Origin of the sequence: Flavobacterium saliperosum, assembly GCF_900100625.1 — a bacterium.
Lineage (GTDB): Bacteria > Bacteroidota > Bacteroidia > Flavobacteriales > Flavobacteriaceae > Flavobacterium > Flavobacterium saliperosum.
Window position 1 is genome coordinate 108,490 of sequence record NZ_FMTY01000005.1, and the last position, 26,259, is coordinate 134,748.

Consider the following 26,259-nt stretch of genomic DNA (forward strand, 5'->3'; position numbering starts at 1 on the left):
GTCAATAACTTTGCAATAAACCCCTTTTATTTACGACTGATTTCGCTTATTTTAGCAGAAATTCCAAAATTTCCTTATGCTAGAGCAAAATCAGTACACCGAAGACAATATCCGTTCCCTCGACTGGAAAGAGCATATTCGTATGCGTCCCGGAATGTACATCGGAAAACTAGGCGACGGTTCTTCTCCCGATGACGGTATCTATATCCTTCTGAAAGAGGTACTTGATAACTGTATCGACGAGTTTGTAATGGGTGCCGGTAAGACGATTGAAGTAACCGTAAAAGACAAAACCGTATCCGTTCGCGATTACGGCCGTGGTATTCCGTTAGGAAAAGTGGTCGATGTGGTTTCCAAAATGAATACGGGCGGTAAGTACGATTCCAAGGCATTTAAGAAATCGGTGGGTCTGAACGGGGTCGGAACCAAAGCGGTGAATGCCTTGTCAAATTATTTCCGCGTGGAATCCGTACGTGACAACCAACAAAAAGCGGCGGAATTCTCGGCAGGAAATCTTACGTTGGAAGAAGACATCACTGAAACCACCAAACGTAAAGGAACCAAGGTGACTTTCGTGGCCGATGAAGCCATCTTCAAAAACTACAAATACCGAAACGAGTACATCATTAAGATGCTCAAAAATTATTGTTACCTGAATACGGGTTTAACGATAATTTACAACGGTGAAAAATACTATTCCGATAACGGACTGAAGGATTTACTGGAAGAAACCATTTCCGAAGAAGACATGGTGTATCCGATTATCCATCTTTTGGGTGATGATATCGAAATCGCTTTAACCCACAGTAAAACACAGTATTCCGAAGAATATTACTCCTTCGTAAACGGACAGAACACGACGCAGGGAGGAACGCATTTGGGTGCTTTTCGGGAGTCGATTGTAAAAACGATTAAAGAATTTTACAACAAACCTTTCGAAGCTTCTGATATCCGTAAGTCGATTGTTTCTGCGATTTCCGTGAAAGTGGAGGAGCCGGTTTTCGAATCGCAGACCAAAACAAAATTGGGTTCTACCGATATGGGGCCGAATTCGCCTTCGGTTCGAACGTTCGTCAACGATTTCATCAAAACTAAATTAGACAACTTCCTTCATAAAAACCCGGAAGTGGCCGATGCGTTGTTGCGCAAGATTTTACAGGCGGAAAGAGAGCGTAAAGAGCTTTCCGGTATCCGTAAGTTAGCCAAAGACCGTGCGAAGAAAGCCAGTTTACACAATAAAAAATTAAGAGATTGCCGAGTGCATTTAACCGATGCCAAAAACCCGCGAAGCCTGGAAAGTACGCTTTTTATTACCGAGGGAGATTCCGCGTCCGGTTCGATTACCAAATCCCGTGATGTGAATACTCAGGCGGTTTTCAGTTTGCGTGGTAAGCCTTTGAATTCTTATGGAATGACCAAGAAGATTGTGTATGAGAATGAGGAATTCAATTTATTGCAAGCGGCGTTAAACATCGAAGAAAGCATGGAAGATTTGCGGTACAACAATATCGTAATCGCTACCGATGCCGATGTCGACGGAATGCACATCCGTTTGTTATTGATTACGTTTTTCCTGCAGTTTTTCCCGGAATTAATCAAAGAAGGACATTTGTATATTCTGCAGACGCCGTTATTCCGTGTGCGTAACCGAAAAGAAACGATTTACTGTTACAGCGAACAGGAACGAATCGATGCGATCGAAAAATTAAAACCAAAGCCGGAAATCACACGATTCAAGGGATTGGGAGAGATTTCACCCGATGAGTTCAAGAATTTCATTGGAGAAAGTATCCGTCTGGATCCGGTAATGTTGGATAAAGCGACATCCATCGAAACCTTATTGGAATTCTATATGGGTAAAAACACACCGGACCGTCAGGAATTTATCATCAACAACCTGAAAGTGGAATTGGATGTGGTGGAAGAGGCTTAAAGTACTATTTAAATAAACCGTTAACCGAAAACTGTTAACTGTAAACTATGAACGAAGACGAAGAAAATATCATACCCGAAAACGAAGACGAAAATCTCGACAATCAAAATGGATCCACTAATGAGGAAGGTTTTGACGACATTCGTGTTTCGAGCGGACATCATTTTTACGAAAATAACGACAGTTCCGAAGACACGATTACCAAAGTAACCGGAATGTACAAAGACTGGTTTCTGGATTATGCTTCCTACGTAATTCTGGAGCGTGCCGTACCTGCCATCGAAGACGGATTCAAACCGGTACAGCGTCGTATCATGCACTCTATGAAAGAACTGGACGACGGTCGTTACAATAAAGTGGCGAACGTGGTGGGGCATACCATGCAATATCACCCTCACGGAGATCAGAGTATCGGGGACGCGATGGTGCAAATCGGACAGAAAGATTTATTGATCGATTGTCAGGGTAACTGGGGAAATATCTTAACAGGTGACGGCGCTGCGGCTTCGCGTTATATCGAGGCGCGTATCAGTAAGCTTGGACACGATATTTTGTATTCACCCAAAATTACCGAATGGGGTGTTTCCTATGACGGTCGTCGTGCGGAACCCATCAATCTACCGGTAAAGTTCCCGCTATTGCTTGCGCAGGGTGGGGAAGGTATTGCCGTAGGTTTATCGACCAAAATTTTACCGCACAACTTTAATGAGCTGATTGACGCTTCCATTAAGATATTAAAAGGGAAACCGTTTACGCTTTTCCCTGATTTCCCGACGGCCGGAATTGCCGATGTTTCCAATTACAACGATGGTTTGCGTGGCGGACGTGTACGCGTGCGTGCGAAAATTGCGCAGTTGGATAAACAGACCTTGGTGATTTCTCAGATTCCGTTTTCTACCAATACGACAACATTGATTGACAGTATTCTGAAAGCGAACGAAAAAGGGAAAATCAAAGTGAAAAAAATCGAAGACAATACCGCTGCTGAGGTGGAGATTTTAATTCATCTTCCGCCAGGTGTTTCTCCGGATAAAACGATTGATGCGCTGTATGCGTTTACCGCTTGTGAAACTTCGATTGCACCATTAGGATGTGTAATTGAAAACCATAAACCTTTGTTTATTGGGGTTTCTGCGATGTTAAAAATATCTACCGACAGAACGGTTCAGTTGTTAAAACGCGAGTTGGAAATCCACCTGGAAGAACTGGAAGCGAAATGGCATTTTTCGACCTTGGAAAAAATATTCATCCGCGAAGAAATGTACATCGACTTCAAATTGTATTCCGATAAAGAGGGATTATTTGAATACATGTACAAGCGTTTTGAATCGTTCCGAAAAATATTGGTACGCGATATCGTTGATGAAGATTTGCAGAAATTAACGCAAATCCCGATGATTCGTATTACCCGTTTCGACTCGGACAAGGCGGATGAACACATCGCCAAGTTGGAAGAGGAAATGGAGAAAGTAAAACACAATCTGGAAAACCTGATTGATTTTGCCATCGATTATTTTTCAAAACTGAAAGAGAAGTATGGAAAAGGACGCGAACGTCAAACCGAATTACGCAGTTTTGATAATATTGAAGCGACGAAAGTGGTTTTACGTAACACGAAACTATATGTAAACCGTGAGGAAGGTTTCATCGGAACCGGACTGAAAAAAGACGAATACGTAGCGGATTGTTCCGACATTGATGATGTAATTGTATTCCTTCGCGACGGAAAAATGATGATTTCCAAAGTAGACGATAAGAAGTTTGTAGGGAAAGACATTATTCACGTAGCGGTTTTCGACAAAAACGACAAGCGTACGATTTACAACATGATTTACCGCGACGGAAAATCAGGTTCGTCCTTTATAAAACGTTTCAATGTTTCTGGGGTAACGCGTGATAAAGCGTACGATCTGACACAGGAAAAACCAGGCTCACAGGTATTGTATTTCTCGCACAACCCGAATGGGGAAGCGGAAGTGGTTACCGTTTTACTGCGTCAGGTAGGAAGCGTGAAAAAACTGAAATGGGACATCGATTTCGCCGATATTGCCATAAAAGGACGTGCTTCCAAAGGAAATACGGTTTCCAAATATCCGATTAAGAAAATCGAACTGAAAGAGAAGGGAATTTCCACCTTGCGTCCGCGTAAGATTTGGTTCGACGACACGGTGCAACGACTGAATGTCGATGGAAGAGGCGAGTTGTTGGGCGAATTCCGTCCGAACGACCGTTTGCTGATCATCAACCAATCCGGAAAACTGAAAACCATTATTCCGGAACTGACCACACACTTCGACGAAGACATGGTGGTTTTGGAAAAATGGCATCCGAAGAAACCGATTTCGGCCATTTATTTCGATGGCGAAAAAGAGCGTTACTATATCAAACGTTTCCTGATTGAAAACGAAAACAAAGAGGAAATCTTTATTTCGGAACACGAGAAGTCACAGTTGGAAATCGTTTCCACCGATTGGCGTCCGGTTGCAGAACTTGTTTTTGCTAAAGTTAAAGGCGTTCAGAAGGAGAACCAAACGATTGATATGGAACAGTTCATTGCCGTAAAAGGAATCAAAGCCTTAGGGAACCAATTAACGACCGATAAACTCAAACAGGTAAATCTGTTGGAATCCTTACCGTATGAAGAACCCGTTGAGGTTATTCCGGAAGAACTGGAAGTGAATCAGGATATCGAGTTAACGGACTATAACATCGAATTAGACGATGACGGTCAGATTACGTTAACGTTAGAATAATAAAAAAGCGCTCTGTTTTGAGCGCTTTTTTTGTGATACGGGATTATTCATATTGTTCTTGCTCACGTTGTTCGAATTCTTCTTTCTGAACTTCCATATTTGTTATTATGGCACGTATTTCTGCGTCATAATTTGTAATCTCTACTTCGTATTTTTTAGTTTCTTCAGATACTGCTTTGTATATTAATTCATAGTTTTTTATTCTTAATTCACAATAGTGTTTCAGGATTTTATTTCTCTCATAAAATTCATCCGGTAAATCAAGACTGTCTATTTTGTTTAGTAATTTGATATTTTCATTCCAGTAATAAATGCCTTTATCTTTTATGAGCGTAAGTACTTGGTCTTTTGGAGTTTCAGGTGTAATTCGATAAATATCTAATGCCATATCTTCTATTTTTACAAACTCTTTCATGGCATTGTCATATTCCTTAATATCATTAGGGATATTTTTGTAGACAACAAATGAAGAACAAAGAGTTAATACAGCGATTATTCCAATAGTAGAATATTTGATGTTTTTTGATTCAGGTTTTTTTAAACTGGGAACGAAAGCATAGCCTATTAGCATTCCGCATACCAATCCCCCGATATGCGCTGCATTGTCAATTCCTCCTTTTAATCCGTATATCAAGTTGTAACCAACAAAGAATGCAATACTTGTTAATAACGCTTTTCTAGCCTTCTTCTCAATTAGATTTGTAGTCAGCATTGCAAGAAATACACCATACATGCCAAAGATTGCTCCGGAAGCACCTGCACTGATTGTGGTCTCATGCCACCAGAGACTTGCTATGCTAGCTGCAATTCCTGCTAGTAAATAGGCAGCGACAAACCTTGTTTTTCCTAAATAGGGTTCCAGAAGAAATCCAATATACATTAAGGCATACATATTCATTAAAAGATGGAAAATCCCTATGTGTAAAAAACAACTCGTGAGAAGCCTCCACCATTCGCCTTCTAAAGTTAATGGCCTGAAATTTGCTCCCCAACTTAATAAACTTTCACTGGTAGGTTCGATAATATTAACCCCCAAAACGACCATTAAAATAAATATCAGAATATTTAAGTTTAAAAGTATGGGGGTAATAAAATAATTATTTTTAGGTTTAAAAATTGAAAAAAAATCTGAAATTTGTTCCGAAGTGGTTTGAGGAGGTAAATTTAAAATGTCCCTTTCAACATCAGCTATCATTTCTGTTTTCAATTCTTGAAGTTTAAACTCCAAGTTTTCAGATGTAAAAGTTGGTTTTAATTTACGATATACCGAAAGAAACGCTTCAATGTTTTTTTTATTCTTACCCCAATCCATCATTTCATTTCCTGTAGATGAACTTTTTAAACACGCGTAACCATCTTGAAATTTGATTTTAACTTCAATTTCTGCATTCCATGAAAACATTCCGTTGTTTGTATATGCGATAAAACCATTTTCACTAATATAGTTAATTTCCCATTTCATCTCCTTTGCAGCTTCAGCGGCTATAACGAGAAATTGTTCTCTTGTTAATTCATTTAATGGTAAATTTTCGATGTATTTTGGTGTAAAACCGAATGCCATATTTTAATCTTAAAGTTCATAATTAACCCGGAAGGAAATTGCTGACTGATTTCTATTGCAATATCTTCCGGGTTTGAATCCACAATTTTGTTATGGTGCTATTTTTTCTTTCTCATTTTCATATTAAGAAACTCCACTGCCAGTGAAAAAGCAATGGCAAAATACAGATATCCTTTTGGAACGGCACCCACATGCTGTCCAACCAAGGAAGCATTGGATAAGTGCATGCTTTCCGTCATCAGCATAAATCCGATAAGGATTAGGAACGCCAAACCTAAAATCTGAATGGAAGGGTTTTTATTTACGAAGTTTCCAACAGGAACCGCAAACAACATCATTACGCCCACAGAAATTACCACAGCCGTTACCATTATATATAAAGCTCCTTCCAAACCATTGGTCATACCTACTGCGGTAAGGATACTGTCTACAGAGAAGATAAGGTCAATCAATAAAATCTGGAAAATTACGTTACCAAATGATTTTGCAGCAGAGGATTTCAATTCCTTTTCTTCTTCCCCTTTATGATCCACTTTTTCATGGATTTCTTTGGTACTTTTATAAATCAGGAAAATACCTCCGGCAAACAAGATTACTGCCTGCCCTGTAAAATCAGCACTGAACCAACCAAAGTCTACACTAAACCAAGGTTCTTTCATGGCAATCAGATAGGTGATTCCCATTAAAAGCGCAATTCGCATGAACATGGCCAAAAACAAACCTATTTGAGTGGCTTTTTTTCGTTTTTCTTCCGGTAACTTTCCGGTAACGATAGAAATGAAGATGATGTTGTCAATACCTAATACGATTTCAAGAAACGTAAGGGTTAATAATGCTACCCATGCATCGGGGTTTAAAAATACTTCCATAGTAGAGTTTAAATTATACTGCTGTTAAACGTATGTTATTCGATTTTTGTTACAGTGCCGCGTTGTTTTTTTGCATCGCCAACGAAAGCATATTCAAAAGTATACCCTTTGTCGCTGGTAGTCAGGATTTTCATGCCGATGGCTTTTTTTTCCTGCATGTTTTTTGGGTGCAATTTCTGAAGTACAAATTCACAATCGTTTACCCAGCGCACCGATGCCGTGTCTGTTTTTCCGTCGAAAGTTTCAATCTGAAGATTTTCGGTTCGTTCGAAAACCGATTTTTTCTCTTGACCGTCAATTTCCTGAACAAATTCAAATTTACCGGTTTTGTAATCGGTGCAATTGCGCTCCTGATTGTAGCACGAAGCCAGGGTTAAAGCGAGTACCACTACTGCTAGACTGTTTTTTTTCATTTTTAAGGAGCTGTTTCCTGCTATCCGCTGTATCTTTTTTACATCGTTCCGCTTCTTCCGCCAAGCGGAAACCCGAACCGATAAAAAAAAGGATGCCGCTTCTATCAGGGCTATTTAATCGGATTAATTATTATAATTCGGAGCCGTTATTTCCCTCGAATAAACTTTTCATCATGGTCTGAATGCCTTTGTACATCAAAAAACCGGAGCCGAGGCAAAAGATAATCCCGATTCCCAAAATCGGAATATAAAACGGATGTTCCTGATTTTTAAACGAACTGTGAATTACCGACGGTCCGATAAACATCAGCGGTAAGGCATAGGCCAGATAGCGAACGCCTTTTACTAAAAGAGTTTTGTTGGTTCCCATGATTTAAAAGGTGATTTGAAGACCGTAGCCGTTACCGTTTGCCAAAATATTCATATTGAAATCGGTTGTGCCGGTGGATTTCAGGCCGTTATTATACAGTTCGATGGCTTTCTCAAGCCGTTTTTTTCTTCCCGACATTACCGGTATGGAAGCGGCGATACAACCCGCACCCACATAAGTAAACCCGGATGGATAATCGGCATCCGAGACCAATCCTTTAACAAGGTCTCCAACAGTCAGTCCGATGCCCAATCCCAATAAAAAGCCTCCAACACCTTCTTTGGTTTTGGCACTTTTAAAATAGGTGTAGGCCTCATTGTTCGATTTCAGTAAGTTTTTAGTTTCATAACTGGAAATCTGAACCCCGTTTTGGTAAAATTTCCCTCTTTCCATTTTGATTTCCTGAGCTGAAGCTACAGTCAGAAGAAAAAAGCAAAGTAAAGTAAGTACGTTTCTCATGGTATTTTGTTTAAAGATTGTTTTTGGATAAATAGAAATCTACTGCTTTTCGAACACTTCCTTGGGCTTCCAATAGTATTTTCGCTTCGTCATAGGCAACCGGAATTTCACTCATAATCATGCGAACGCCACGGTCAATCAGTTTTACATTGCTCAGTTGCATGTCGACCATTTTGTTTCCTTTCACTTTTCCCAATTGAATCATCGTAGCGGTGGAAATCATGTTTAAAACCAATTTCTGAGCGGTTCCGGCTTTCATTCGGGAGCTTCCGGTTACGAATTCCGGTCCTACAACCACTTCGATTGGAAAGGTTGCGGTTTGCGATAGCGGACTTCCTTCGTTACAGGTAATGCAACCTGTAGTGATATTGTTTTCGTTGCATTTTTCCAATCCGCCGATTACATACGGTGTTGTTCCTGAAGCGGCAATTCCGATGACCACATCCTTTTCGTTGATGTGCCATTCGGATAAGTCTTTCCAGGCTTGGTTGGCATCGTCTTCGGCAAATTCCACGGCTTTTCGAATGGCAGTATCGCCACCGGCAATCAGTCCGATTACCATATCAAACGGTACGCCGAAAGTAGGAGGGCATTCGGAAGCATCCACAATACCCAAACGTCCTGAAGTTCCCGCACCGATGTAAAACAAACGGCCGCCGTTTTTCATTTGTGCCACAACTTTGGAAACCAATGTTTCTATTTGCGGTACTGCTTTTTCCACGGCAAGGGGAACGGTTTTGTCTTCGTTATTGATATTCGTCAGTAAATCGTGAACGGACATTTTTTCCAAATGTTCGTATCTTGAAGATTGTTCTGTGGTTCTGGTAAAAGCCATTCGTTAGATGTTTTTCAAATTTACATAAAATACGCCAATACAATTCCCAACACTATCGCTGAAAGCTTCGCCAGGTTGAACTTATGTCCTTCGCTGGTTTCAAAAATAATGGTAGAGGAAATATGAAACAGGATTCCGATTACAAAAGCGGTAATTTCCGCCTGATAATGAATGATAAAAGGTAACTTTTCAGAAAGTACGGTTCCCAGCGGTGTCATGACGGCAAAGGTAAGCATGAACAGTAAAATCGATTGTTTGTTTAGGTGGGACGTACTGAAAAACGTGGTTAAGATAATTGCGATAGGGAAGTGATGAATGGCAATTCCCCAAGCCAGATCGTTGTTCTGACTCACCGGCATGCCTTCCAACAACGCGTGCAGACACAAACTGATGAACAGCGACCACGGAATGTGATGCATCGTATCGTGCCCGTGTACGTGCCCGTGTTCGGCGCCCTGTGAAAAGTATTCGAGTACAATCTGAAACACGATTCCGAACATGATAAAAAATCCGATACCTCCGTGAACATGGCCGTCAGCTTCAACATGATGTGTGGCTTCATACACCGTTGGCAACAAATGCGACACTGTTAGCGCCAATAAGAAAGAACCACTGAAAGCCAATAACAGCTTGAGGTTTTTTTTGCTTTTCGGACGGAAAAACGTGGCTATCACATAACCGAAAATAACCGAAAGTAAAGGCAGGAGTAGGTACAGCATATTATTTAAAAATCATGATCAGACGTTCCGAATCGTTTTTATAGAATTTACGCAGTTTGTAATCGCCGAAAACATCCAAAAGATAAATTCCGGCTTCTTCCATCATCTGCTCAAAATCGCTTAAAGTTAAGGCTTTTACCTTTTCCGTGAAATGAAATTGTTGCCCTTTGTCTTCAAAATCGATTTCCTTGTAAATATGATTGTCTTTTACGTAACGTTTGATGTGAAAATCGATGCCTTCCACCGTTTTAACTTCTTCGGGAACCAGGTTGTTAATCACATAATTGGTGTTCATAAAATCAATTACCGCGAAACCGTATTCCGAAAGGCTGTCGTGAATGGCTTTTAAGGTGGTCAGGTTGTCCTCATCGTTTTCGAAATATCCGAAACTCGTGAACAGATTAAATACGGCATCAAACTTTTCCTCAAATGGCAAACGCATGTCGTGGACTTTAAAATGCAGTTTATCATTGGCTGCTACAGAAGCTTCCGCAATGCTGTTTTCGGATAAATCGGCACCGGTAACATCAAACCCTAACGTATTCAGATACATGGAATGACGCCCTTTTCCGCAAGCCAAATCCAGAATTTTAGCGTCTTCGGGAAGGTTTAAATAATGCGTGAGGTTGTCCATGAAATGATGGGCTTCTGCTTCATCACGTTCTTTGTATAAAATATGGTAATAGGGAGTGTCGAACCAGGAGGCAAACCAGTTTTCGGTTGATTTATTTTGTATGTCTGACATGTATTCTTCTGTTGGAGGATAATTAATCTTGCAAATTTAACGTATTTTTGCCGATGCAATCAATAAGAGGCAAGAAAATAGAAACAAGAAAAAAGAAGATGCTGAAATAACAGCTTATTGTCATTGCGATTGAAATTAAATTATGGAACAGAATTTTAAAATGATTGCCAAAACCTTTTTTGGCTTCGAAGAGATATTAGCAAAAGAGTTGCAGCAACTGGGCGCACAAAATGTCGAAATGGGAACCCGAATGGTGAGTTTCGTAGGCGATAAAGGATTTATGTACAAAGCGAATTTAGCGTTACGTACGGCCTTAAAAATCCTGAAACCCATTTACCATTTCCGAGCGTTTAATGAAGTTAGCTTATACAAAGGCATTCAGGGTATCGACTGGTCGCAGTATATGAATGCGCATCAGGCTTTTGTGGTGGATGTAACGTTACATTCGGAACATTTTAACCATTCGCAGTTTGTGGCGTTGAAAACCAAAGATGCGATTGTGGATCAGTTCCGCGATAAATTCGGAAAACGTCCGAGTATTGATAAGGATTTCCCCGATTTAAGAATTAACATCCACATCGACAAAGACCAATGTTCGGTTTCTTTGGACAGTTCCGGAGATTCCTTACACCACCGTGGTTATAAAACCGCTACCAATATCGCTCCGATTAACGAAGTGTTGGCAGCAGGAATGCTGTTGCTTTCCGGTTGGGACGGTCAAGGGGATTTTATAGATCCGATGTGTGGTTCGGGAACGATTTTAGCCGAAGCGGCGATGATTGCCTGTAACATTCCGGCGAACATCAACCGTAAGGAATTTGCTTTCGAGCGTTGGAGCGATTGGGACAACGACTTGTTCGATCAGATCCTGAACTCCTTAATGAAAAAAGTAAAAGAGTTTCATTATACCATTACAGGCTACGATAAGGCGCCGTCTGCCGTGATGAAAGCGAAGGATAACATTAAAAATGCGAATCTGGACGAATACGTAAAAATCTCAGAACGCAATTTCTTTGATACCGAAAAAGAAACACGCGGACCGTTGCACATGGTTTTCAATCCACCTTACGGAGAACGTTTGGATATTGAAATGGAGCGTTTTTACAGAGAAATCGGTGATACCTTGAAGCAAAGTTATCCGGGAACCAATGCGTGGTTTATCACGGCCAATCTGGAAGCGTTGAAATTCGTGGGTTTAAAACCATCCCGAAAAATCAAACTGTTCAACGGAAAACTGGAAGCCCGTTTGGTGAAATACGAAATGTATGAAGGCAGTAAGCGTACGAAGTTTCAGAATAACGATAAGGAGTAGGCAGTCTTAGTCTTTAAACTTATAACTCATAATTTATAATTCATAACTCGAAATATGACTTTAAAAACAAAATCCATCGTATATAACTTTTTAGGCTTTGCCGTATTGTTTACCATTATCCGTTTCGCTGTATTACCGGAGTTTACAAATCTTACGGGTATCTTTTTGCCTTTAACCGCTTTTGTGGTAGCAACCTTATTGGCGCCTAAATTTCAGGCCATTCAAACCAATGAAGGGGAGAAGTTGTTTATGAAATGGTTGTTTATAAAAGGAGTGAAGCAAATTAAGTAGGTAGAAAATTTTATCAATAAAAAAATCCCAAATGCTGTCTGCAAATAGTGCTTGGGATTTTTTATATGTTGTATAATTACTTTTGACTCTTATACAAAGGAATAAAGTAACTCAGCGTGTAATTAAAACCGGCGCCAAATTTTCCGTCATAGGTTCGGTTGAATCCCGGAATGTAAAGGTTGTCAAAGTTTTCCGGTTTTTTATCGGAAACCAAATAGTTGATGCGAACCGAAAAACCTAAATACAAATTATTGAACAATTCGGCTTTCATTCCGCCAATAAGCTCAATCCAACTGGCATTCAATCCGTCAAATTTTGTTCCGGGGGTTATGGTGGTTTGCCCGAAATACGGATTCGTGTTGTAGATGGTATAACTGTTCAGTTCCTGTGAAAAGGAGCTTACCCCATAACGCATTCCGGCATAAATCATGTTTTCCATGTCCAGCCAGTTTTCGTAAGTGTTGTAATCAAAACCCACTTTAAAATAACTTCCTTTGGTTGTGAAATTCAACTGGTCGTCTTTAACGGTTTTGTTTTCATTTCCCAACTCACCGGCGACGTAGATTTTTTTAGTCAGACGGTAATCACCGGTAACTTCAAATCCTTTGTAATTGTCATCGTAAAACGATTTGGTCAATCGGTGTAAATCAAGACCAACGCGAACGCCATAACGTTCGGTTCTGGTTTGTTTAACGGTATCTTTTGCCTGATTTTGTGCCAATGTTGTTAATGAAACCAACATTAAAGCGCTACTAAAAATAGATTTTAATATGTGTTTCATTTTCGTTTTGAATGTTTGATTGCATAACCTCTATATCTGTAATCCAAAATGTGGCATCCGCATCCGTTACAACCGGATTGTTTTCATTTAACTGAAAAACGGTTTTATAACCACAGGCTCTTGATATGAAAACATCTTCTTTTGTGTAGCTGAAATTCAGTATATCTGTATTGCTGTCTGCTGGATTTGCAGCGCCAGAGTTTAAAGCAAAACTGTAAATAACGTTTTCAGCATTCGTCTTTAAAGGAAGACGTAGTTTTGATCCATTAAACCAGTATTTTTGTTCTGTAATCGTTGCGTTCGGATTGAAAATAATGCCTTCATTCATTCCGTCAGCAATTACTTTCAGATTAGTTACACCCTTCAGATTGGTCGGATTCAAAGCATCATAAAACTCAATTACAACGCTTGGTGTTGTAGGAGTTCCTTCGGTACAGATATCGTCTTTTTCACAACCCCAAAAAGAATTGGCAAGCAAGAGCGAAAGGGCAATTATCTTGATTTTTTTCATTTTCAAATTTTCAAATCTGCAAATTTTCAAATTGATTTATCGTTTTTCCAAAAGTACAACATTTTCCACATGATGTGTTTGCGGGAACATATCCACCGGACGCACTCGGGTCACTTTGTACATTTCATCCATTAAAGCCAAATCACGTGCTTGTGTAGCCGAATTACAACTCACATACACCACTTTTTCAGGAGCGATACTCAGAATTTGTTTCACTACCTCGGCATGCATTCCGTCACGCGGCGGATCGGTAATGATTACATCCGGATGACCGTGGGTTCTGATGAAATCGTCATTGAATACGTTTTTCATGTCCCCTACGAAGAATTCACAGTTGGTAATGTTATTGCGTTTTGCGTTTTCTTTGGCATCGGCAATCGCTTCCGGAACGGCTTCCACACCGATTACTTTTTTCGCTTTTTTGGATACGAATTGCGCAATGGTTCCGGTTCCGGTATATAAATCGTAAACCAGTTCTTCTCCGGTTAATCCTGCAAATTCTCTTGTAATCGAATACAATTCATACGCCTGTGCGGAATTCGTCTGATAGAATGATTTCGCATTGATGCTAAAGTTCAACCCTTCCATTTCTTCCAAAATATAATCCCTTCCTTTGAAAAGGATAACGTCCTGGTCGTAAATTGTATCGTTGGCTTTCTGATTGATTACATATTGTAAGGATGTGATTTCCGGGAAGCGCTCTGCCAGGAAATTCAGCAATAATTCGCGTTTTGCTTTGTCATCCTCGAAAAATTGAATCAATACCATGATTTCCCCTGTTGAAGCGGTACGAATCATCAATGTACGCAACAAACCTTCGTGGTTTCTCGGATTGAAAAACGACAAATCATTTTCATTGGCAAATCGTCTAATCTCATTGCGGACATCGTTTGACGGATCCTGTTGCAAATGACATTTGTTGATATCCAGAATCTTATCCCACATTTTCGGAATATGGAAACCGACCGCATTTTTATTGTCCAATTCAAGATTGCTGTCAATTTCATCCTGAGTCATCCAACGCGAACTCGAGAATCCGAACTCCATTTTATTTCTGTAGAAAAATTGCTCCTTAGAACCTAAAATAGGTTCGAAATCGGGTAATTCAATTTTTCCGATTCTTTTTAAATGATTGTAAACTTCCTGATTTTTGTAGAACAATTGCTGTTCGTATTTCATGTTTTGCCATTTACAGCCACCACAAACCCCAAAATGCTCACAAACCGGCTCGGTGCGGTGTTCTGAAAACGAATGAAATTTTATCGCTTTTCCTTCAAAATAGGATTTGCGTTTTTTGAATGTCTGCACGTCCACCACATCGCCTGGAACGACATTAGGTATAAATATAACCTGACCTTCCGGGGCTTTTGCCACCGATACGCCTTTTGCACCCGCATCAAGGACTTTTACGTTTTCGAATACGATTTTGTCTGTTTTCTTTCTTCCCATGGCGCAAAAATAAGGATTCAATCAGAAACGAATCCTTTTTTGAAAAAATATAATAAAAAAAATACGTCTTTTTGTTTAAAGACGTATTCGAAACTAAGTGTAGTCGATATTAATAGTAGATATCAAAAGTTCCATCGGTAACTGAAACCGGTTCTATTATGTTAACAGTGTGCTGCATCGTGCCGGAAAATGTTCCTTTAAGTTTTTTCGCCGTGTTTTCTCCAATGGTTAGCGAAAAGGATTCCAAAGGTGCCGGTTGGTAATAGTTTCCGATTTCGGAATACTGTGCGAAATAAACTTCACCGCTGTCCCTTGTTAAATTCAATTCAAAAGTGGTGGTGGGATCACCCGATAGTTGAGCGGTTATCTCCACATCAGTATATTCCGCATATACCATAACAGCAACATTTGTAACAGTGAAATTTTTTTGAACACCGTTAATCTTTGCTGTAAATACATCTTCAGGTGTTGGAGTGGGCGAAGTGTCATTACTGTCGTCGTCATTGGAACAGGATGAAAAGAAACCGAAAGACAGCATTGCTAAAAACAGAATTAAATTTTTCATAATCAGGGTATTTTGGATTCAACATTAAGTGAATTTAACCATAATGGCTGAATTTCTTTTTCAGCGAACAGTGAAAATCGTTATCGGTTATTGTATTATCGTTAAAGAACAATAAATAAGAAGTTACTTCCAAATACATTTGTATTTTTGAAGTTTATTTTGAAATTCAGGAATACCTATGAAAACCCACTTAGCACTTTTGCGCGGAATTAATGTTTCCGGTCATAACATGATTAAAATGGATGCCTTGAAAACAATGCTTGAAGATGTTGGTTTTCAAAACGTTCAAACCTATATACAATCGGGGAATGTTTTTGTGGATTCGGAAGATGAAAGTCCTTCAGCGGTTGGTTTTAAAATTAAGCAGGAAATTTTTAAGAGGTTTGGTCATGAGGTTCCTGTAGTGGTAATAGGGAAGGAAGATCTGGAAGCCTGTTTTAAAAACAATCCGTATCTCAAAGAAAATCACGCGGATACTAAAAAACTGTATGTGGCGTTTATATCTAAAGAATTGGCGTCTGGTGCTTTAAACGATTTGAAAATGAGTCAGGTAAAGCCAGATGAAGCTTCGATTGATGCATCCAGAATTTATATAAAATATGATGTGGGTGCCGGAAAGACCAAATTTGATCAAAAGTACATTGAAAAGAAATTAAATGTTACGGCAACTATCCGAAATTGGAATACGGTTTCAAATTTACATGCACTGTTTTCGAAATAAAGAAAATTATCACATTTTATTTGATTTTTGTTAACCTCTTGTAATATAACTCCTTCCTTTATTTTTTGTTATAATTAACTATAAATTAATTGATATCTGTTATAAAAACACTAAATTACACTGTTAAAGTTTATTTTTTTCATTTTGAATTAGTAACTTGCGAAAAAATTAACCATTAAATAGTTACGTATAAAACAAAACTACTAAACCCCAATATTAATAATGCAAGTTTTAGAAAAAATGAGTTCAGCAGAAGCAATTCAGTTAGAAGACAAATTCGGTGCGCACAATTACCACCCGTTGCCGGTTGTTTTGAGTAAAGGAGAAGGCGTATACGTGTGGGATGTGGAAGGTAAAAAGTATTATGATTTTCTATCTGCGTATTCTGCTGTAAATCAAGGACATTGTCATCCAAGGATTATAGGAGCCATGATGGAACAGGCGCAAACGCTTACCCTTACATCACGTGCTTTTTACAATGATAAATTGGGTGTTTACGAAGAGTTTGTAACCAATTATTTTGGTTTCGATAAAGTGCTTCCGATGAATACCGGCGCCGAGGCTGTGGAAACGGCTTTGAAATTGTGCCGTAAATGGGCTTATGAGAAAAAAGGAATCCATGAAAATGAGGCTCAGATAATCGTATGTGAGAATAATTTCCACGGAAGAACCACAACCATTATTTCGTTTTCCAACGATGAAAACGCGCGTAAAAACTTTGGACCATACACCGCTGGATTTATAAAGATTGCCTATGATGATCTCGATGCTTTGGAAAAAGCAATCAGTTCTTCACCAAATATTGCCGGATTCCTTGTGGAGCCAATTCAGGGCGAAGCCGGAGTTTATGTGCCTTCTGAAGGATATTTGGCTAAAGCAAAAGTTTTATGTGAAAAATACAATGTTTTATTCATTGCCGACGAAGTTCAGACAGGAATTGCTCGTACCGGAAAATTATTAGCCGTTCACCACGAGAACGTGCAACCGGATATCTTAATTTTAGGGAAAGCATTGTCTGGAGGAGTTTATCCTGTTTCTGCCGTTTTGGCTAATGATTCCATCATGAATGTTATCAAACCGGGACAACACGGCTCTACTTTCGGCGGAAATCCCATTGCGGCTGCTGTTGCAATCGCTGCTTTGGAAGTAGTAACGGACGAGAAATTGGCTGAAAATGCCGAAAAATTAGGAAGACTTTTCCGTTCCGAGATTGGAAAATATATTGAAACATCATCTATTGCGACTTTAGTACGCGGAAAGGGATTGCTTAATGCTATTGTAATTAACGATACGGAAGAAAGCGATACAGCCTGGAATATTTGTATGGCTTTGCGCGATAACGGTTTGTTGGCCAAACCAACCCACGGAAACATTATTCGTTTTGCACCGCCTTTAGTAATGGACAAAGAGCAATTGTTGGATTGTGTTCGCATTATTACCGAGACGCTGAAACAATTTGAAAAATAAGCCTCATAGCATATAATAAAAAAATCCGCTTTTAAGCGGATTTTTTTATTTAAGAGAATGGTTATTTGCCTTTTTGCAGTTCCTCAATCATTTCCATGTATTGCGATTGCATTTCTTCGTATTTTCCGGTTGCAAGCAGGTAAACAAGATAAATCACAAAAAGGGCGCTGATAATCAGACTTACCAGGTTTATGATTTTCCATGTTTTTAAGGAGCCTGGAAGGTAACCCTCTGGATTTTCAGTCAAAAGTTTCTCATCTTTATTGGCAAGGTAAAGACCAATTCCCGATAAAATCACGCCTAAGATGCCGTTTGTGCAGCAACATCCGATATAGGATAATATTCCCAGAATCATAACTACTTGTTCATTCGGTAATTTTTGTTTTTCCATAATTTAAATATTGGTTAGTGATTGATTTCTTAAAAATGTTTTATGAAATAGGAGATTACCATAACGGCAGCATTGATTATTCCCAAGCTAACGATGTATTTATGGTAATTGCGGCTCTTGTCGATAAAATTAAGTCCTATTACAAAAAGAAAAGGAATCAGGGTGTAAATGGCAGGAAATAGGGTAAAGGCGTTTGCAAACTCGCCTTTAAGAAGCAGAACCAAAGCTCTTTGTGTTCCGCAGCCAAAACATTCAATTCCTAAAAATTTTTTACTTAGACAGGGCAGCATGTATTCTTCCATAGTAAGCTTTTTCTGTAAGCCAAAGTAATAAAAAAATATATAATTTTGGAATAATAGTACTGCTATTTTAAAGTTCACTATTTTTGAAAACTAAAAAAAATTATGAAAACAATATATATACTACTTATTTTCGGACTGATGGGGTGGGCATTTTACGAGCAGACCAAACCCAATCCGAATGTGTTTATTCAGGTGATAGGCGTACTGGCTTTTTTCTACGGAATGATGAAACTGATGTCTAAAGTGTCCTCAAATACTAATGATAAAAAAGAAGAGGATGTTTAATATAGGGGATAGGGTTTTTGTACTTGATGAAGACTTCAGTGGCGTAGTGGTTGGCTTTCAAAAAGAGCAGGTTATTGTCGAAACAGAGGACGGATTTATGATGACATATTTTGTCAACGAATTGATTAAAGAGCAGATTTCCAATGATTTAAAGTCTTTTACTTCAAGTCATAATATAAATCAGGTTTTAAAAGAGAAAGAGCAGCCACAAAAGCGTTCTTTTGTGAAAGAAAAGAAATCCCGTAAGGAAGAATTTGTGCTGGAAGTCGATTTGCACATCGAAAAATTAGTGCCTAATAAACGCGGAATGTCAAACTTTGATATCTTGAATTTACAGATGGAAACGGCAAAACGCCAACTCGATTTTGCGGTCAGAAACCGAATGCCGAAAGTGGTTTTTATCCACGGTGTGGGTGAAGGGGTTTTAAAAGCCGAACTGGATTTTCTGTTGGGAAGGTATGAAGGGATTTCGTTTCAGGATGCCAACTATCAGAAATACGGATTGGGTGCCACCGAAGTGTACATCAAACAAAATCCGAACCGGTAAAAATGGAAATTATAAAGTAGTAGTGTAGGTTCCGAAAAGGTATTCGTCAAAAACAAACGAATCGTTGCTGCCCACAAACTGAATGTTGATAAACTTGATTTGGTGATTGTAGCCTGTTGTTGTAACTTCTCCAGTAATCTCATCGGTTATGGTAATGGCTGTGGTAATTATTTCAACCGTTCCTCCGTTAGCGGCAGTCCATTCGTTTGAAACTATAGGAGAGGCTGGCGGAACATCCGCGCAAATGCTGCTGCTTGACACGTTATCACTGTATTTACGGTATAAAACACGGTTTATTGATGAAATGGTTGCAATTCTGGGTTCTCCGTCCGGTGTAATTTCATTGGGGAAATAAATGGATGGAATATCCAATAACAACATTTCCTCTTCATTGATTTTAAACAGAACTTCTTTGTTACTGCATTTCTGAATGGCAACTGTGTCAAAGTTAAATGACTGTAAAACAATTTCGCCATCATCACAAGAGGATAAAAGCAGGGCACTAACCAATATTCCGAATAACTTTTTCATAAGTAGCAATGTTTGGGACAAAAATAGCATTTTTAGATTGCAAAAGCCAATAAAAGAAATAACGAAAATTCAGCAATATTGCTATATTTGAAATCCAAATGAAAAACGAATTTATGTCATCTAAACACCAAACCAATTATCCTGCGCTCTATACGCTAATTACGGTCTTCTTTTTTTGGGGATTCATCGCAGCGGGAAACAGTATTTTTATTCCCTATTGCAAAATTAAATTTTCACTGGATCAGTTTCAGTCACAGTTAGTCGATTTTGCGTTTTATACGGCGTATTATGTGGGTGCCTTGTTGCTTTTTATTTTCGGCACCTCCAAGCAGAAGGATATTGTAGGGAGTTGGGGCTATAAAAAAAGTATTGTTTTCGGATTGTTGTTTTCCGCTTTGGGTGCCGGAGCGATGATTATTGCTGTAGAGGCCAATATCTATGCAGGAATGCTGGCCGGTTTATTCATCGTGGCGTTAGGGTTTTCGTTGCAACAAACCGCTGCCAATCCGTTTGCCATTTCCTTGGGTAATCCGAAAACGGGAGCCGATCGCGTGAATTTGGGTGGTGGAATCAACTCTTTCGGAACAACCATCGGACCTTTGGTGGTCGGATTAGCGCTTTTCGGAACTACGGCGTCGGTAACCGATGAGCAAATTAAAGGGTTGCCGTCAGACAAAGCGATATTGCTTTATATCTGTGTCGGACTTTTGTTCGTTGCTGCTGCGGCACTTTTCCGTTTTTCGAAAAAAGTTCCCGAAGGAATTTCCAACGAGCCCATGGAAAAAGCCAATAAGGCATTACGCACCTTGTTAATCATGACAGGATTGCTGGCTATAATGTTTGCTCCAGTTTTTAACAGTTATAAGAGTAAAGAAGCACTTCAGATTGTAGATCTTGAAAGGAGAATAGAAACAATTAAAACACAGTTTTCCACTAATGAGGTACGTGATTTGTCTGGGGATGAACTGAATAGATTAAGAGCCGAAATCACTGTTCATGAGGCTGAAATAGGAACAATCAAACCGGGACTGGAACAGTACAGAATGTATTGGCTTTTGGGAGCGCTGATTGTTGTGGTAGGAGGATTGTTGTTTTCCTATAAAGCTGCTCAGAAAAATAGTGAAGGTTGGGGCGCCATGAAATATCCGCAACTGGTATTGGGTATGTTGGCCATCTTTACATACGTTGGCGTTGAAGTGGCTATCGGAAGTAATTTAACGGAATTATTGAAGTTGAAAGCGTTTGGCGGTTTCAGTGTTTCAGACAGCGCTCCGTATATTTCGATGTATTGGGGAAGTTTGATGATTGGTCGTTGGGCCGGTGCCATAAGTGTATTTCATTTGAATAATACCAAAAAAACATTGGCTTTAATTATTGTTCCGCTAATTGCATTCGGAGTGATTATCGGAGTAAATACATTGGCACAGAAAGACATGACTCCGTTGTATTATTATGTGGTTTGTGTCGTATTGCAGATTATAGCGTTCTTTATCAGTAAAGACAAACCGGCACGCACGTTAACGATTTTCTCGATTTTCGGAGTTGCGGCCATGCTTATCGGATTGTTTTCAACAGGAACCGTGGCAATTTATGCTTTTTTAGCGGGCGGATTGGCGTGCAGTATCATGTGGCCGGCGATTTTCAGCTTGTCGATTATCGGATTAGGAAAATATACTTCTCAGGGTTCTGCTTTCCTGGTAATGATGATTTTGGGTGGTGGTATCATTCCTCCGATTCAGGGTAAATTGTCTGATATTATCGGAATCCATCAATCCTATGTTATTCCGGTGCTTTGTTTCGGATACTTGTTGTTCTTTGCGGTTGCCGTAAAATCAATGCTTAAAAAACAAGGAATTGAGGTAGATGAAATCGAAGTGGAAGCGGGGCATTAAGTCTTAATAAAATAATAATATCCAATTCGGAGCGGGGGAAATGATTTACCTTTGCTCCGAATTTCTTTTATATGCGAATCAACAAATACTATCTGGCCGCATTCATAGCCTTTGTTATATGGGGCTTCTTCAGTCTGGCGTTAAAGCCGATTCATCATTATCCTTCGTTGGATATTTTGTTTTACCGCGTTTTCTTTAGTGTGGTGCTTATCTCGGCCATCAATTTGATTATCAGAAGGAATGTGCTTTTAAAAGACTGGAAAAACTACAAGTCAAAATCGAAATCAGACCGAAATAAAATTATTCGCGTGAATGTTGGCGGCGGATTACTGTTAACGGCCAATTGGTTTATTTTCATTTATGTGATGAATCATATCAGTGTTAAAGCCGCATCGTTTGCGTATCTGGTTTGCCCGATTCTCACAACCGTTTTGGCTTTCATTATTCTGAAGGAGAAATTGAGTAAATGGCAATGGACTGCTGTTGGAATCAGTGTTTTAGGATGTACGCTGCTTTCCTTTAACAGTTTTGCCGATATCTTTTACAGTCTGATTGTAGCGCTAACGTATGCTTTCTATCTGATTTCCCAGCGAAAAAATACCGAAGTGGATAAGTTCGTCGGGCTGAATATTCAGATACTGACTTCCGGATTGATTTTATTGCCGTTTTTTCCGGCGTTCAGCGGACCGGTTCCAACCGACAGTCTCTTCTACATTTGTCTGGCTTTTATAGTCATTTTGTTTACCATAATTCCGTTGTTTCTGAATTTATTCGCACTTAAAGGAGTCAATTCATCTACAGTCGGAATCATGTTGTATATCAATCCGTTGATAAATTTCGTTTTGGCGGTTTTTTATTATAAGGAAGCGGTCAATGAAATTCAGCTGATTTCGTATTCCCTGATTTTAATTTCGATTATAGTTTTCAACGAAAAACTTATCTTTAACAGAAAATTGAACCCACAGAAAGTTACTGAATCTCATGAAGAAAATATATCTAGATAACGCCTCTACCACACCATTACGCCCTGAAGTTATTCAGGAAATGACCAAAGTGCTTTCGGAAGATTTCGGAAACCCGTCATCCACTCACAGTTTTGGACGAAGTGCTAAGGTTTTGATCGAATCGGCGCGCAAATCCATTGCGAAGCAACTTAACGCTGCAGCTTCCGAGATTATTTTCACGTCCTGCGGAACCGAAGCCAATAACTGGATTTTGCGTTCGGCGGTAAAGGATTTGAAGGTTGAACGAATTATTACCAGTAAGATCGAGCATCATGCCGTTTTACATACGGTGGAAATGTTGCAGCACGAATTTGGTATTCAGGTGGATTTTGTAGCTGTTAAACCCAATGGTGAAATCGATTTTACCGATTTGGTCGAATTGCTTTCACAGCAAAAAAAGACGTTGGTGAGTTTAATGCACGTGAATAACGAAATCGGTACGGTATTGAATGTGGAAAAAGCGGTTCGGCTTTGTCAGGCGCATAACGCGTTGTTTCATACCGATACGGTACAATCTGTCGGGAAAACCGAAATCGACGTACAAAAGACTCCGGTGGACTTTCTGGTGGCTAGTGCGCACAAGTTTCACGGTCCAAAAGGAGCAGGGTTTGCCTATGTTAAAAAGAACAGCGGTTTACAGCCCTTGTTTTTTGGAGGAGAGCAGGAAAAAGGATTTCGGGCCGGAACCGAAGCCGTACATCAGATTGTAGGAATGGCAAAAGCACTGGAATTGGCCTACGAACATCTTAACGATGAAAGAAACTACATTTCCGAACTGAAAAACTACGCCAAAGAGCGTTTTGAGATTGATTTTCCGGAAAGTAAAATTAACGGGGAAGATACCTTTTACAACATTCTGAATGTGAATTTGCCCTTGTCGGAAGAGAAAACAGCCATGCTTTTATTTCATCTGGACATTAAAGGGATTGCGGTTTCCAGAGGAAGTGCCTGCCAGAGCGGAAGTGTGAAACCATCCCACGTTTTAGCCGAAATTCTCGATATGGAGGAAGTCAAGAAACCGAGTCTGCGTATTTCGTTCAGTCATTACAACACCAAAGAAGATATTGATGTGTTGATGGAAGGCTTAAAAGCGCTCTAAATCGGATTTAAAATCAAGGAAAAAGATTTTTTCGTAAATTTAGTCGTCCCAAATTTATAGCGTCATTACGAATCTTAAATTTAGCGGTATGAAAAAGTTTCTTCTTCTGTTTTTTACTGTTTTCAGCGTAACAGCTTACTCTCAAGGTAAAGGTGATGTAGAATTTGGACTTCATATCGGTGGCAACTTTTCCAATATTACACAAGCCGATTATACGTATTCTTATGCCATAGGTTTTAACGCCGGTGTTTCGATGGAGTACTATTTTTCAAATTCCTGGGGAATTAAAACCAAACTGATGTACGATCAGATGGGGTGGAACGACGATGTGATTTATGACCCTGTTACGGATAGGTATGTCGATACCAATTTCAGACTGAATTACTTAACCATTCCGGTGATGGGCAAATACCATTTCGGAAATAAGAAAGAGTTTTATTTTAATGCAGGACCATATTTAGGAATTCTTCTGGAAGCCCACGATACGCGATACGATACCGATGTGAAAGAATTTTTTAACACTACCGATTTCGGACTGATGTTGGGTGTTGGATACACTGCTTTGCTATCCGAAAAGGTTAAGTTTTTTGCCGGTTTTGATGCCCGCGGCGGTGTAATTGATATTATTAAATACAATGAGAATCCGGTGGTTTTGAATTCCTGTATGAATTTTAATGTTGGAATAAACATGCTTCTGAAATAACTTCTGATACACCATCTGTAAATAAGTGATTTTTACTTCTTTAACGCTTTTTGCTGCTCTTTTTCCTGTTTTTTGAAATACCCTCTGAAAAGGAAATTATGTTTCAAGGCTTCCATATTCTGATTCAGTTTGATACTCGATTGGTTGATGTTCGTCATGGTCGAATCGATTTTCTGTACCAGTTTCGGATCGTTAGAAAGGTAATTGATGGCTCCTTTTCCGTCTTTGGCATTGGTAATCGTCGCGTTCAGATTCTCCACCACACTGTCAATCTTGATGCTGGATTTTTCTAAATTAGTCACAATATGTTTTATTTTATTGGCGACGGCTGTATCGTTAATGACTCCCACCACATTATCCTTCCGGTTTAAGGAAGCCATCAATTGGTTTAATTGCGCGACCGATGTTGTGGTTCCCTGACTCGTAATTTTAAGATAATGTAACGTTTCTTTTAAATCGTTCGCCATCGAAGTATCGTTCAAAAGCATCCCGACGGTTCCCTTACCATCGGTTATTTCTTTGGTAATCTTAATTAAATCGGCAGTTAAAATAGCCGCGTTTTCGTTGGTGACACTCAGCGTTTTCAATATATCTTCGGTGCGTACTTTACTGAAAGATTTAATGACATCGCCCGCCTTTACATTAGGAGCATTGCCTTTTCCGGGAAGAATATTAATGATCATGTTTCCTACCAATCCGTCTGAGCTTATCGTTGCCACAGCATCGGTTTTTATGTGCGGCAGAATTTTATCGTTGATTATCATATCCACCCGAATCATGGTATCGTTAATCATTTCGATATCTTTCACTGTTCCGACATTGATACCGGAATACCGCACGTTATTTCCAAGCTGTAACCCGTTCACATTATTGAAAACCGTACTGATATGCGACGTTTGCCCGAACATGTTTTGTTTTTTTCCAATAAAATATACGGCAGCCACAAATAGTGTTAAGCCTGCCAAGACAAAGATTCCGAGTTTTATTTTTTGTGCATTCGTTTTTTCCATACCCGTTTTATTTAAAGAAAGCTTTTACCTTGGGATCTGTTGACGAGGAGAGTTCCTTAAAAGTTCCTTCGGCATAATTAATTCCGTCCACCAGTAAAATCATCCGGTTCGAAATCACCCTGGCACAATCCACATCATGCGTGATGATAATCGAAGACGTTTTGTATTTTTCCTGTACCGATTGCATTAGTACGATAATTTCTTTTGATGTGATGGGGTCAAGCCCGGTTGTTGGCTCGTCGTATAATATGATTTTTGGTTGTAATATCAATGTACGCGCTAAAGCGATACGACGTTTCATTCCGCCGGAAAGTTCGTTGGGCATCAAATCAATGGCATGTTCCAGACCGACATTGCGCAGGGCTTCCGTTACCAGTGGTGTGGTGTCTTCAATAATGCCGAATTTCTTGGTATGCCGTCGCAACGGAAATTCCAGATTTTCCCGCACCGACATCGAGTCGTACAAAGCACTTCCCTGAAACAAAAAACCAATTTCGGTGCGCAATTCGTCCATAGCATCCCTTTCGAGTTTCATGATATCTTTTCCCATGATTTCTATGCTGCCGCTGTCCGCTTCTTCCAGTCCAATGAGACATTTGATCATTACCGATTTTCCCGAACCGGATTTTCCCATGATTACCAAATTTTCGCCTTCATTTAAAATCATATTGAAGCCGTCTAATACATGATTGGAACCATAGCTTTTTTTCAGATCTTTTATGACGATTATCGGGTTCATGC

General features: G+C 39.5%; 29 protein-coding genes. 12 read left to right on the top strand and 17 right to left on the bottom strand.

What is annotated here, in order from left to right:
* The first annotated feature begins 76 nt into the window (after positions 1-76).
* Positions 77-1,933 carry a DNA topoisomerase IV subunit B gene (locus tag BLQ05_RS10405; protein ID WP_023575818.1) on the top strand — a complete coding sequence of 619 codons (1,857 nt, stop codon included), beginning with the start codon at positions 77-79 and terminating at the stop codon, positions 1,931-1,933.
* A 47-nt stretch (positions 1,934-1,980) separates the two neighbouring features.
* Positions 1,981-4,686: a DNA gyrase/topoisomerase IV subunit A gene (locus BLQ05_RS10410; RefSeq protein ID WP_023575819.1), complete on the top strand. Its 2,706-nt coding sequence runs from the start codon at positions 1,981-1,983 to the stop codon at positions 4,684-4,686.
* Between the two features lie 43 nt (positions 4,687-4,729).
* On the opposite strand, the gene BLQ05_RS10415 is transcribed toward BLQ05_RS10410, so the two are convergent.
* The 8 genes from BLQ05_RS10415 to BLQ05_RS10450 form a co-directional block, all read right to left on the bottom strand.
* Entirely contained in the window at positions 4,730-6,247 is a 1,518-nt protein-coding gene (locus BLQ05_RS10415; RefSeq protein ID WP_023575820.1) for a rhomboid family intramembrane serine protease, read from the bottom strand.
* Between the two features lie 98 nt (positions 6,248-6,345).
* Positions 6,346-7,116 carry a TerC family protein gene (locus tag BLQ05_RS10420; protein ID WP_023575821.1) on the bottom strand — a complete coding sequence of 257 codons (771 nt, stop codon included), beginning with the start codon at positions 7,114-7,116 and terminating at the stop codon, positions 6,346-6,348.
* 35 nt (positions 7,117-7,151) lie between these two features.
* Entirely contained in the window at positions 7,152-7,529 is a 378-nt protein-coding gene (locus BLQ05_RS10425; RefSeq protein WP_023575822.1) for a hypothetical protein, read from the bottom strand.
* A gap of 130 nt (positions 7,530-7,659) precedes the next feature.
* The gene (locus tag BLQ05_RS10430) at positions 7,660-7,899 is read right to left on the bottom strand and encodes a DUF6095 family protein (RefSeq protein ID WP_023575823.1); all 240 of its coding nucleotides are present in this window, start codon (positions 7,897-7,899) and stop codon (positions 7,660-7,662) included.
* 3 nt (positions 7,900-7,902) lie between these two features.
* Positions 7,903-8,358 (bottom strand): hypothetical protein, encoded by a 456-nt coding sequence (locus BLQ05_RS10435; RefSeq protein ID WP_023575824.1) that lies wholly within the window; start codon positions 8,356-8,358, stop codon positions 7,903-7,905.
* A 10-nt stretch (positions 8,359-8,368) separates the two neighbouring features.
* Complete coding sequence (gene murQ, locus BLQ05_RS10440) at positions 8,369-9,193, bottom strand: N-acetylmuramic acid 6-phosphate etherase (protein WP_023575825.1); 825 nt, start codon at positions 9,191-9,193, stop codon at positions 8,369-8,371.
* A 20-nt stretch (positions 9,194-9,213) separates the two neighbouring features.
* Positions 9,214-9,909 carry a ZIP family metal transporter gene (locus BLQ05_RS10445; protein ID WP_143000946.1) on the bottom strand — a complete coding sequence of 232 codons (696 nt, stop codon included), beginning with the start codon at positions 9,907-9,909 and terminating at the stop codon, positions 9,214-9,216.
* A 4-nt stretch (positions 9,910-9,913) separates the two neighbouring features.
* The gene (locus BLQ05_RS10450; protein WP_023575827.1) at positions 9,914-10,657 is read right to left on the bottom strand and encodes a class I SAM-dependent methyltransferase; all 744 of its coding nucleotides are present in this window, start codon (positions 10,655-10,657) and stop codon (positions 9,914-9,916) included.
* Between the two features lie 142 nt (positions 10,658-10,799).
* On the opposite strand from BLQ05_RS10450, the gene BLQ05_RS10455 reads away from it, so the two are divergent.
* A complete protein-coding gene (locus BLQ05_RS10455) occupies positions 10,800-11,969 on the top strand; it encodes a THUMP domain-containing class I SAM-dependent RNA methyltransferase (protein ID WP_023575828.1) in 1,170 nt (389 codons plus the stop codon).
* Between the two features lie 54 nt (positions 11,970-12,023).
* Positions 12,024-12,260 carry a hypothetical protein gene (locus BLQ05_RS10460; protein WP_023575829.1) on the top strand — a complete coding sequence of 79 codons (237 nt, stop codon included), beginning with the start codon at positions 12,024-12,026 and terminating at the stop codon, positions 12,258-12,260.
* Between the two features lie 76 nt (positions 12,261-12,336).
* Here BLQ05_RS10460 and BLQ05_RS10465 read toward each other — a convergent pair whose 3' ends face one another.
* From BLQ05_RS10465 to BLQ05_RS10480, 4 genes are all read right to left on the bottom strand, one after another.
* Complete coding sequence (locus BLQ05_RS10465) at positions 12,337-13,041, bottom strand: DUF6048 family protein (protein ID WP_023575830.1); 705 nt, start codon at positions 13,039-13,041, stop codon at positions 12,337-12,339.
* The gene (locus BLQ05_RS10470) at positions 13,013-13,552 is read right to left on the bottom strand and encodes a DUF6452 family protein (RefSeq protein WP_035654139.1); all 540 of its coding nucleotides are present in this window, start codon (positions 13,550-13,552) and stop codon (positions 13,013-13,015) included. Before BLQ05_RS10470 ends, BLQ05_RS10465 begins: the two co-directional genes overlap by 29 nt.
* 36 nt (positions 13,553-13,588) lie before the next feature.
* Complete coding sequence (rlmD, locus tag BLQ05_RS10475; protein WP_023575831.1) at positions 13,589-15,001, bottom strand: 23S rRNA (uracil(1939)-C(5))-methyltransferase RlmD; 1,413 nt, start codon at positions 14,999-15,001, stop codon at positions 13,589-13,591.
* A 109-nt stretch (positions 15,002-15,110) separates the two neighbouring features.
* Entirely contained in the window at positions 15,111-15,566 is a 456-nt protein-coding gene (locus tag BLQ05_RS10480) for a hypothetical protein (protein WP_023575832.1), read from the bottom strand.
* A gap of 178 nt (positions 15,567-15,744) precedes the next feature.
* Between BLQ05_RS10480 and BLQ05_RS10485 the strand changes: the two genes are divergently transcribed.
* Together BLQ05_RS10485 and rocD are read left to right on the top strand one after the other, a co-directional pair.
* Positions 15,745-16,287: a DUF1697 domain-containing protein gene (locus tag BLQ05_RS10485; RefSeq protein ID WP_023575833.1), complete on the top strand. Its 543-nt coding sequence runs from the start codon at positions 15,745-15,747 to the stop codon at positions 16,285-16,287.
* Between the two features lie 222 nt (positions 16,288-16,509).
* The gene (rocD, locus tag BLQ05_RS10490) at positions 16,510-17,754 is read left to right on the top strand and encodes an ornithine--oxo-acid transaminase (protein WP_023575834.1); all 1,245 of its coding nucleotides are present in this window, start codon (positions 16,510-16,512) and stop codon (positions 17,752-17,754) included.
* A gap of 61 nt (positions 17,755-17,815) precedes the next feature.
* On the opposite strand, the gene BLQ05_RS10495 is transcribed toward rocD, so the two are convergent.
* Both BLQ05_RS10495 and BLQ05_RS10500 read right to left on the bottom strand, forming a co-directional pair.
* Complete coding sequence (locus BLQ05_RS10495; protein ID WP_023575835.1) at positions 17,816-18,145, bottom strand: CCC motif membrane protein; 330 nt, start codon at positions 18,143-18,145, stop codon at positions 17,816-17,818.
* A 29-nt stretch (positions 18,146-18,174) separates the two neighbouring features.
* On the bottom strand, positions 18,175-18,447 hold the full coding sequence (locus BLQ05_RS10500) for a DUF2752 domain-containing protein (protein WP_023575836.1): 273 nt from the start codon (positions 18,445-18,447) through the stop codon (positions 18,175-18,177).
* 102 nt (positions 18,448-18,549) lie between these two features.
* On the opposite strand from BLQ05_RS10500, the gene BLQ05_RS10505 reads away from it, so the two are divergent.
* Positions 18,550-18,732: a hypothetical protein gene (locus BLQ05_RS10505; protein WP_035654140.1), complete on the top strand. Its 183-nt coding sequence runs from the start codon at positions 18,550-18,552 to the stop codon at positions 18,730-18,732.
* Positions 18,725-19,279 (top strand): Smr/MutS family protein, encoded by a 555-nt coding sequence (locus BLQ05_RS10510; protein WP_023575837.1) that lies wholly within the window; start codon positions 18,725-18,727, stop codon positions 19,277-19,279. The genes BLQ05_RS10505 and BLQ05_RS10510 overlap by 8 nt, the downstream gene beginning before the upstream one ends.
* 9 nt (positions 19,280-19,288) lie before the next feature.
* Here the strand turns inward: BLQ05_RS10510 and BLQ05_RS10515 are convergent, their stop codons facing one another.
* Positions 19,289-19,810, bottom strand: coding sequence for a hypothetical protein (locus BLQ05_RS10515; protein ID WP_023575838.1), 522 nt, complete (start codon positions 19,808-19,810; stop codon positions 19,289-19,291).
* A gap of 113 nt (positions 19,811-19,923) precedes the next feature.
* Here BLQ05_RS10515 and BLQ05_RS10520 point away from each other — a divergent pair, with 113 nt between their 5' ends.
* The 4 genes from BLQ05_RS10520 (at position 19,924) to BLQ05_RS10535 (ending at position 24,508) form a co-directional block, all read left to right on the top strand.
* A complete protein-coding gene (locus BLQ05_RS10520; RefSeq protein ID WP_035654178.1) occupies positions 19,924-21,702 on the top strand; it encodes an MFS transporter in 1,779 nt (592 codons plus the stop codon).
* A 71-nt stretch (positions 21,703-21,773) separates the two neighbouring features.
* Positions 21,774-22,706: an EamA family transporter gene (locus BLQ05_RS10525; RefSeq protein ID WP_023575840.1), complete on the top strand. Its 933-nt coding sequence runs from the start codon at positions 21,774-21,776 to the stop codon at positions 22,704-22,706.
* A complete protein-coding gene (locus tag BLQ05_RS10530; protein WP_035654141.1) occupies positions 22,684-23,805 on the top strand; it encodes a cysteine desulfurase family protein in 1,122 nt (373 codons plus the stop codon). The genes BLQ05_RS10525 and BLQ05_RS10530 overlap by 23 nt, the downstream gene beginning before the upstream one ends.
* A gap of 88 nt (positions 23,806-23,893) precedes the next feature.
* Positions 23,894-24,508, top strand: a complete 615-nt coding sequence (locus BLQ05_RS10535) for a porin family protein (protein ID WP_023575842.1) — start codon at positions 23,894-23,896, stop codon at positions 24,506-24,508.
* 32 nt (positions 24,509-24,540) lie between these two features.
* On the opposite strand, the gene BLQ05_RS10540 is transcribed toward BLQ05_RS10535, so the two are convergent.
* Complete coding sequence (locus BLQ05_RS10540) at positions 24,541-25,518, bottom strand: MlaD family protein (RefSeq protein WP_023575843.1); 978 nt, start codon at positions 25,516-25,518, stop codon at positions 24,541-24,543.
* 7 nt (positions 25,519-25,525) lie between these two features.
* Positions 25,526-26,257: an ABC transporter ATP-binding protein gene (locus tag BLQ05_RS10545; protein ID WP_023575844.1), complete on the bottom strand. Its 732-nt coding sequence runs from the start codon at positions 26,255-26,257 to the stop codon at positions 25,526-25,528.
* Positions 26,258-26,259 lie beyond the last annotated feature (2 nt).

Excerpts from the sequence above, each read along its gene's own strand:
- BLQ05_RS10405 (WP_023575818.1), top strand. The coding sequence starts at position 77 with ATGCTAGAGCAAAATCAGTACACCGAAGACAATATCCGTTCCCTCGAC.
- rocD (WP_023575834.1), top strand. The coding sequence starts at position 16,510 with ATGCAAGTTTTAGAAAAAATGAGTTCAGCAGAAGCAATTCAGTTAGAA.
- BLQ05_RS10500 (WP_023575836.1), bottom strand. The coding sequence starts at position 18,447 with ATGGAAGAATACATGCTGCCCTGTCTAAGTAAAAAATTTTTAGGAATT.
- BLQ05_RS10540 (WP_023575843.1), bottom strand. The coding sequence starts at position 25,518 with ATGGAAAAAACGAATGCACAAAAAATAAAACTCGGAATCTTTGTCTTG.
- BLQ05_RS10505 (WP_035654140.1), top strand. The coding sequence starts at position 18,550 with ATGAAAACAATATATATACTACTTATTTTCGGACTGATGGGGTGGGCA.
- BLQ05_RS10495 (WP_023575835.1), bottom strand. The coding sequence starts at position 18,145 with ATGGAAAAACAAAAATTACCGAATGAACAAGTAGTTATGATTCTGGGA.
- BLQ05_RS10535 (WP_023575842.1), top strand. The coding sequence starts at position 23,894 with ATGAAAAAGTTTCTTCTTCTGTTTTTTACTGTTTTCAGCGTAACAGCT.
- BLQ05_RS10485 (WP_023575833.1), top strand. The coding sequence starts at position 15,745 with ATGAAAACCCACTTAGCACTTTTGCGCGGAATTAATGTTTCCGGTCAT.
- BLQ05_RS10450 (WP_023575827.1), bottom strand. The coding sequence starts at position 10,657 with ATGTCAGACATACAAAATAAATCAACCGAAAACTGGTTTGCCTCCTGG.
- BLQ05_RS10515 (WP_023575838.1), bottom strand. The coding sequence starts at position 19,810 with ATGAAAAAGTTATTCGGAATATTGGTTAGTGCCCTGCTTTTATCCTCT.
- BLQ05_RS10460 (WP_023575829.1), top strand. The coding sequence starts at position 12,024 with ATGACTTTAAAAACAAAATCCATCGTATATAACTTTTTAGGCTTTGCC.
- BLQ05_RS10530 (WP_035654141.1), top strand. The coding sequence starts at position 22,684 with ATGAAGAAAATATATCTAGATAACGCCTCTACCACACCATTACGCCCT.
- BLQ05_RS10415 (WP_023575820.1), bottom strand. The coding sequence starts at position 6,247 with ATGGCATTCGGTTTTACACCAAAATACATCGAAAATTTACCATTAAAT.
- BLQ05_RS10510 (WP_023575837.1), top strand. The coding sequence starts at position 18,725 with ATGTTTAATATAGGGGATAGGGTTTTTGTACTTGATGAAGACTTCAGT.
- BLQ05_RS10525 (WP_023575840.1), top strand. The coding sequence starts at position 21,774 with ATGCGAATCAACAAATACTATCTGGCCGCATTCATAGCCTTTGTTATA.
- BLQ05_RS10520 (WP_035654178.1), top strand. The coding sequence starts at position 19,924 with ATGTCATCTAAACACCAAACCAATTATCCTGCGCTCTATACGCTAATT.
- BLQ05_RS10465 (WP_023575830.1), bottom strand. The coding sequence starts at position 13,041 with ATGAAACACATATTAAAATCTATTTTTAGTAGCGCTTTAATGTTGGTT.
- rlmD (WP_023575831.1), bottom strand. The coding sequence starts at position 15,001 with ATGGGAAGAAAGAAAACAGACAAAATCGTATTCGAAAACGTAAAAGTC.
- BLQ05_RS10455 (WP_023575828.1), top strand. The coding sequence starts at position 10,800 with ATGGAACAGAATTTTAAAATGATTGCCAAAACCTTTTTTGGCTTCGAA.
- BLQ05_RS10410 (WP_023575819.1), top strand. The coding sequence starts at position 1,981 with ATGAACGAAGACGAAGAAAATATCATACCCGAAAACGAAGACGAAAAT.
- BLQ05_RS10480 (WP_023575832.1), bottom strand. The coding sequence starts at position 15,566 with ATGAAAAATTTAATTCTGTTTTTAGCAATGCTGTCTTTCGGTTTCTTT.
- BLQ05_RS10435 (WP_023575824.1), bottom strand. The coding sequence starts at position 8,358 with ATGAGAAACGTACTTACTTTACTTTGCTTTTTTCTTCTGACTGTAGCT.
- murQ (WP_023575825.1), bottom strand. The coding sequence starts at position 9,193 with ATGGCTTTTACCAGAACCACAGAACAATCTTCAAGATACGAACATTTG.
- BLQ05_RS10545 (WP_023575844.1), bottom strand. The coding sequence starts at position 26,257 with ATGAACCCGATAATCGTCATAAAAGATCTGAAAAAAAGCTATGGTTCC.
- BLQ05_RS10430 (WP_023575823.1), bottom strand. The coding sequence starts at position 7,899 with ATGGGAACCAACAAAACTCTTTTAGTAAAAGGCGTTCGCTATCTGGCC.
- BLQ05_RS10425 (WP_023575822.1), bottom strand. The coding sequence starts at position 7,529 with ATGAAAAAAAACAGTCTAGCAGTAGTGGTACTCGCTTTAACCCTGGCT.
- BLQ05_RS10470 (WP_035654139.1), bottom strand. The coding sequence starts at position 13,552 with ATGAAAAAAATCAAGATAATTGCCCTTTCGCTCTTGCTTGCCAATTCT.
- BLQ05_RS10420 (WP_023575821.1), bottom strand. The coding sequence starts at position 7,116 with ATGGAAGTATTTTTAAACCCCGATGCATGGGTAGCATTATTAACCCTT.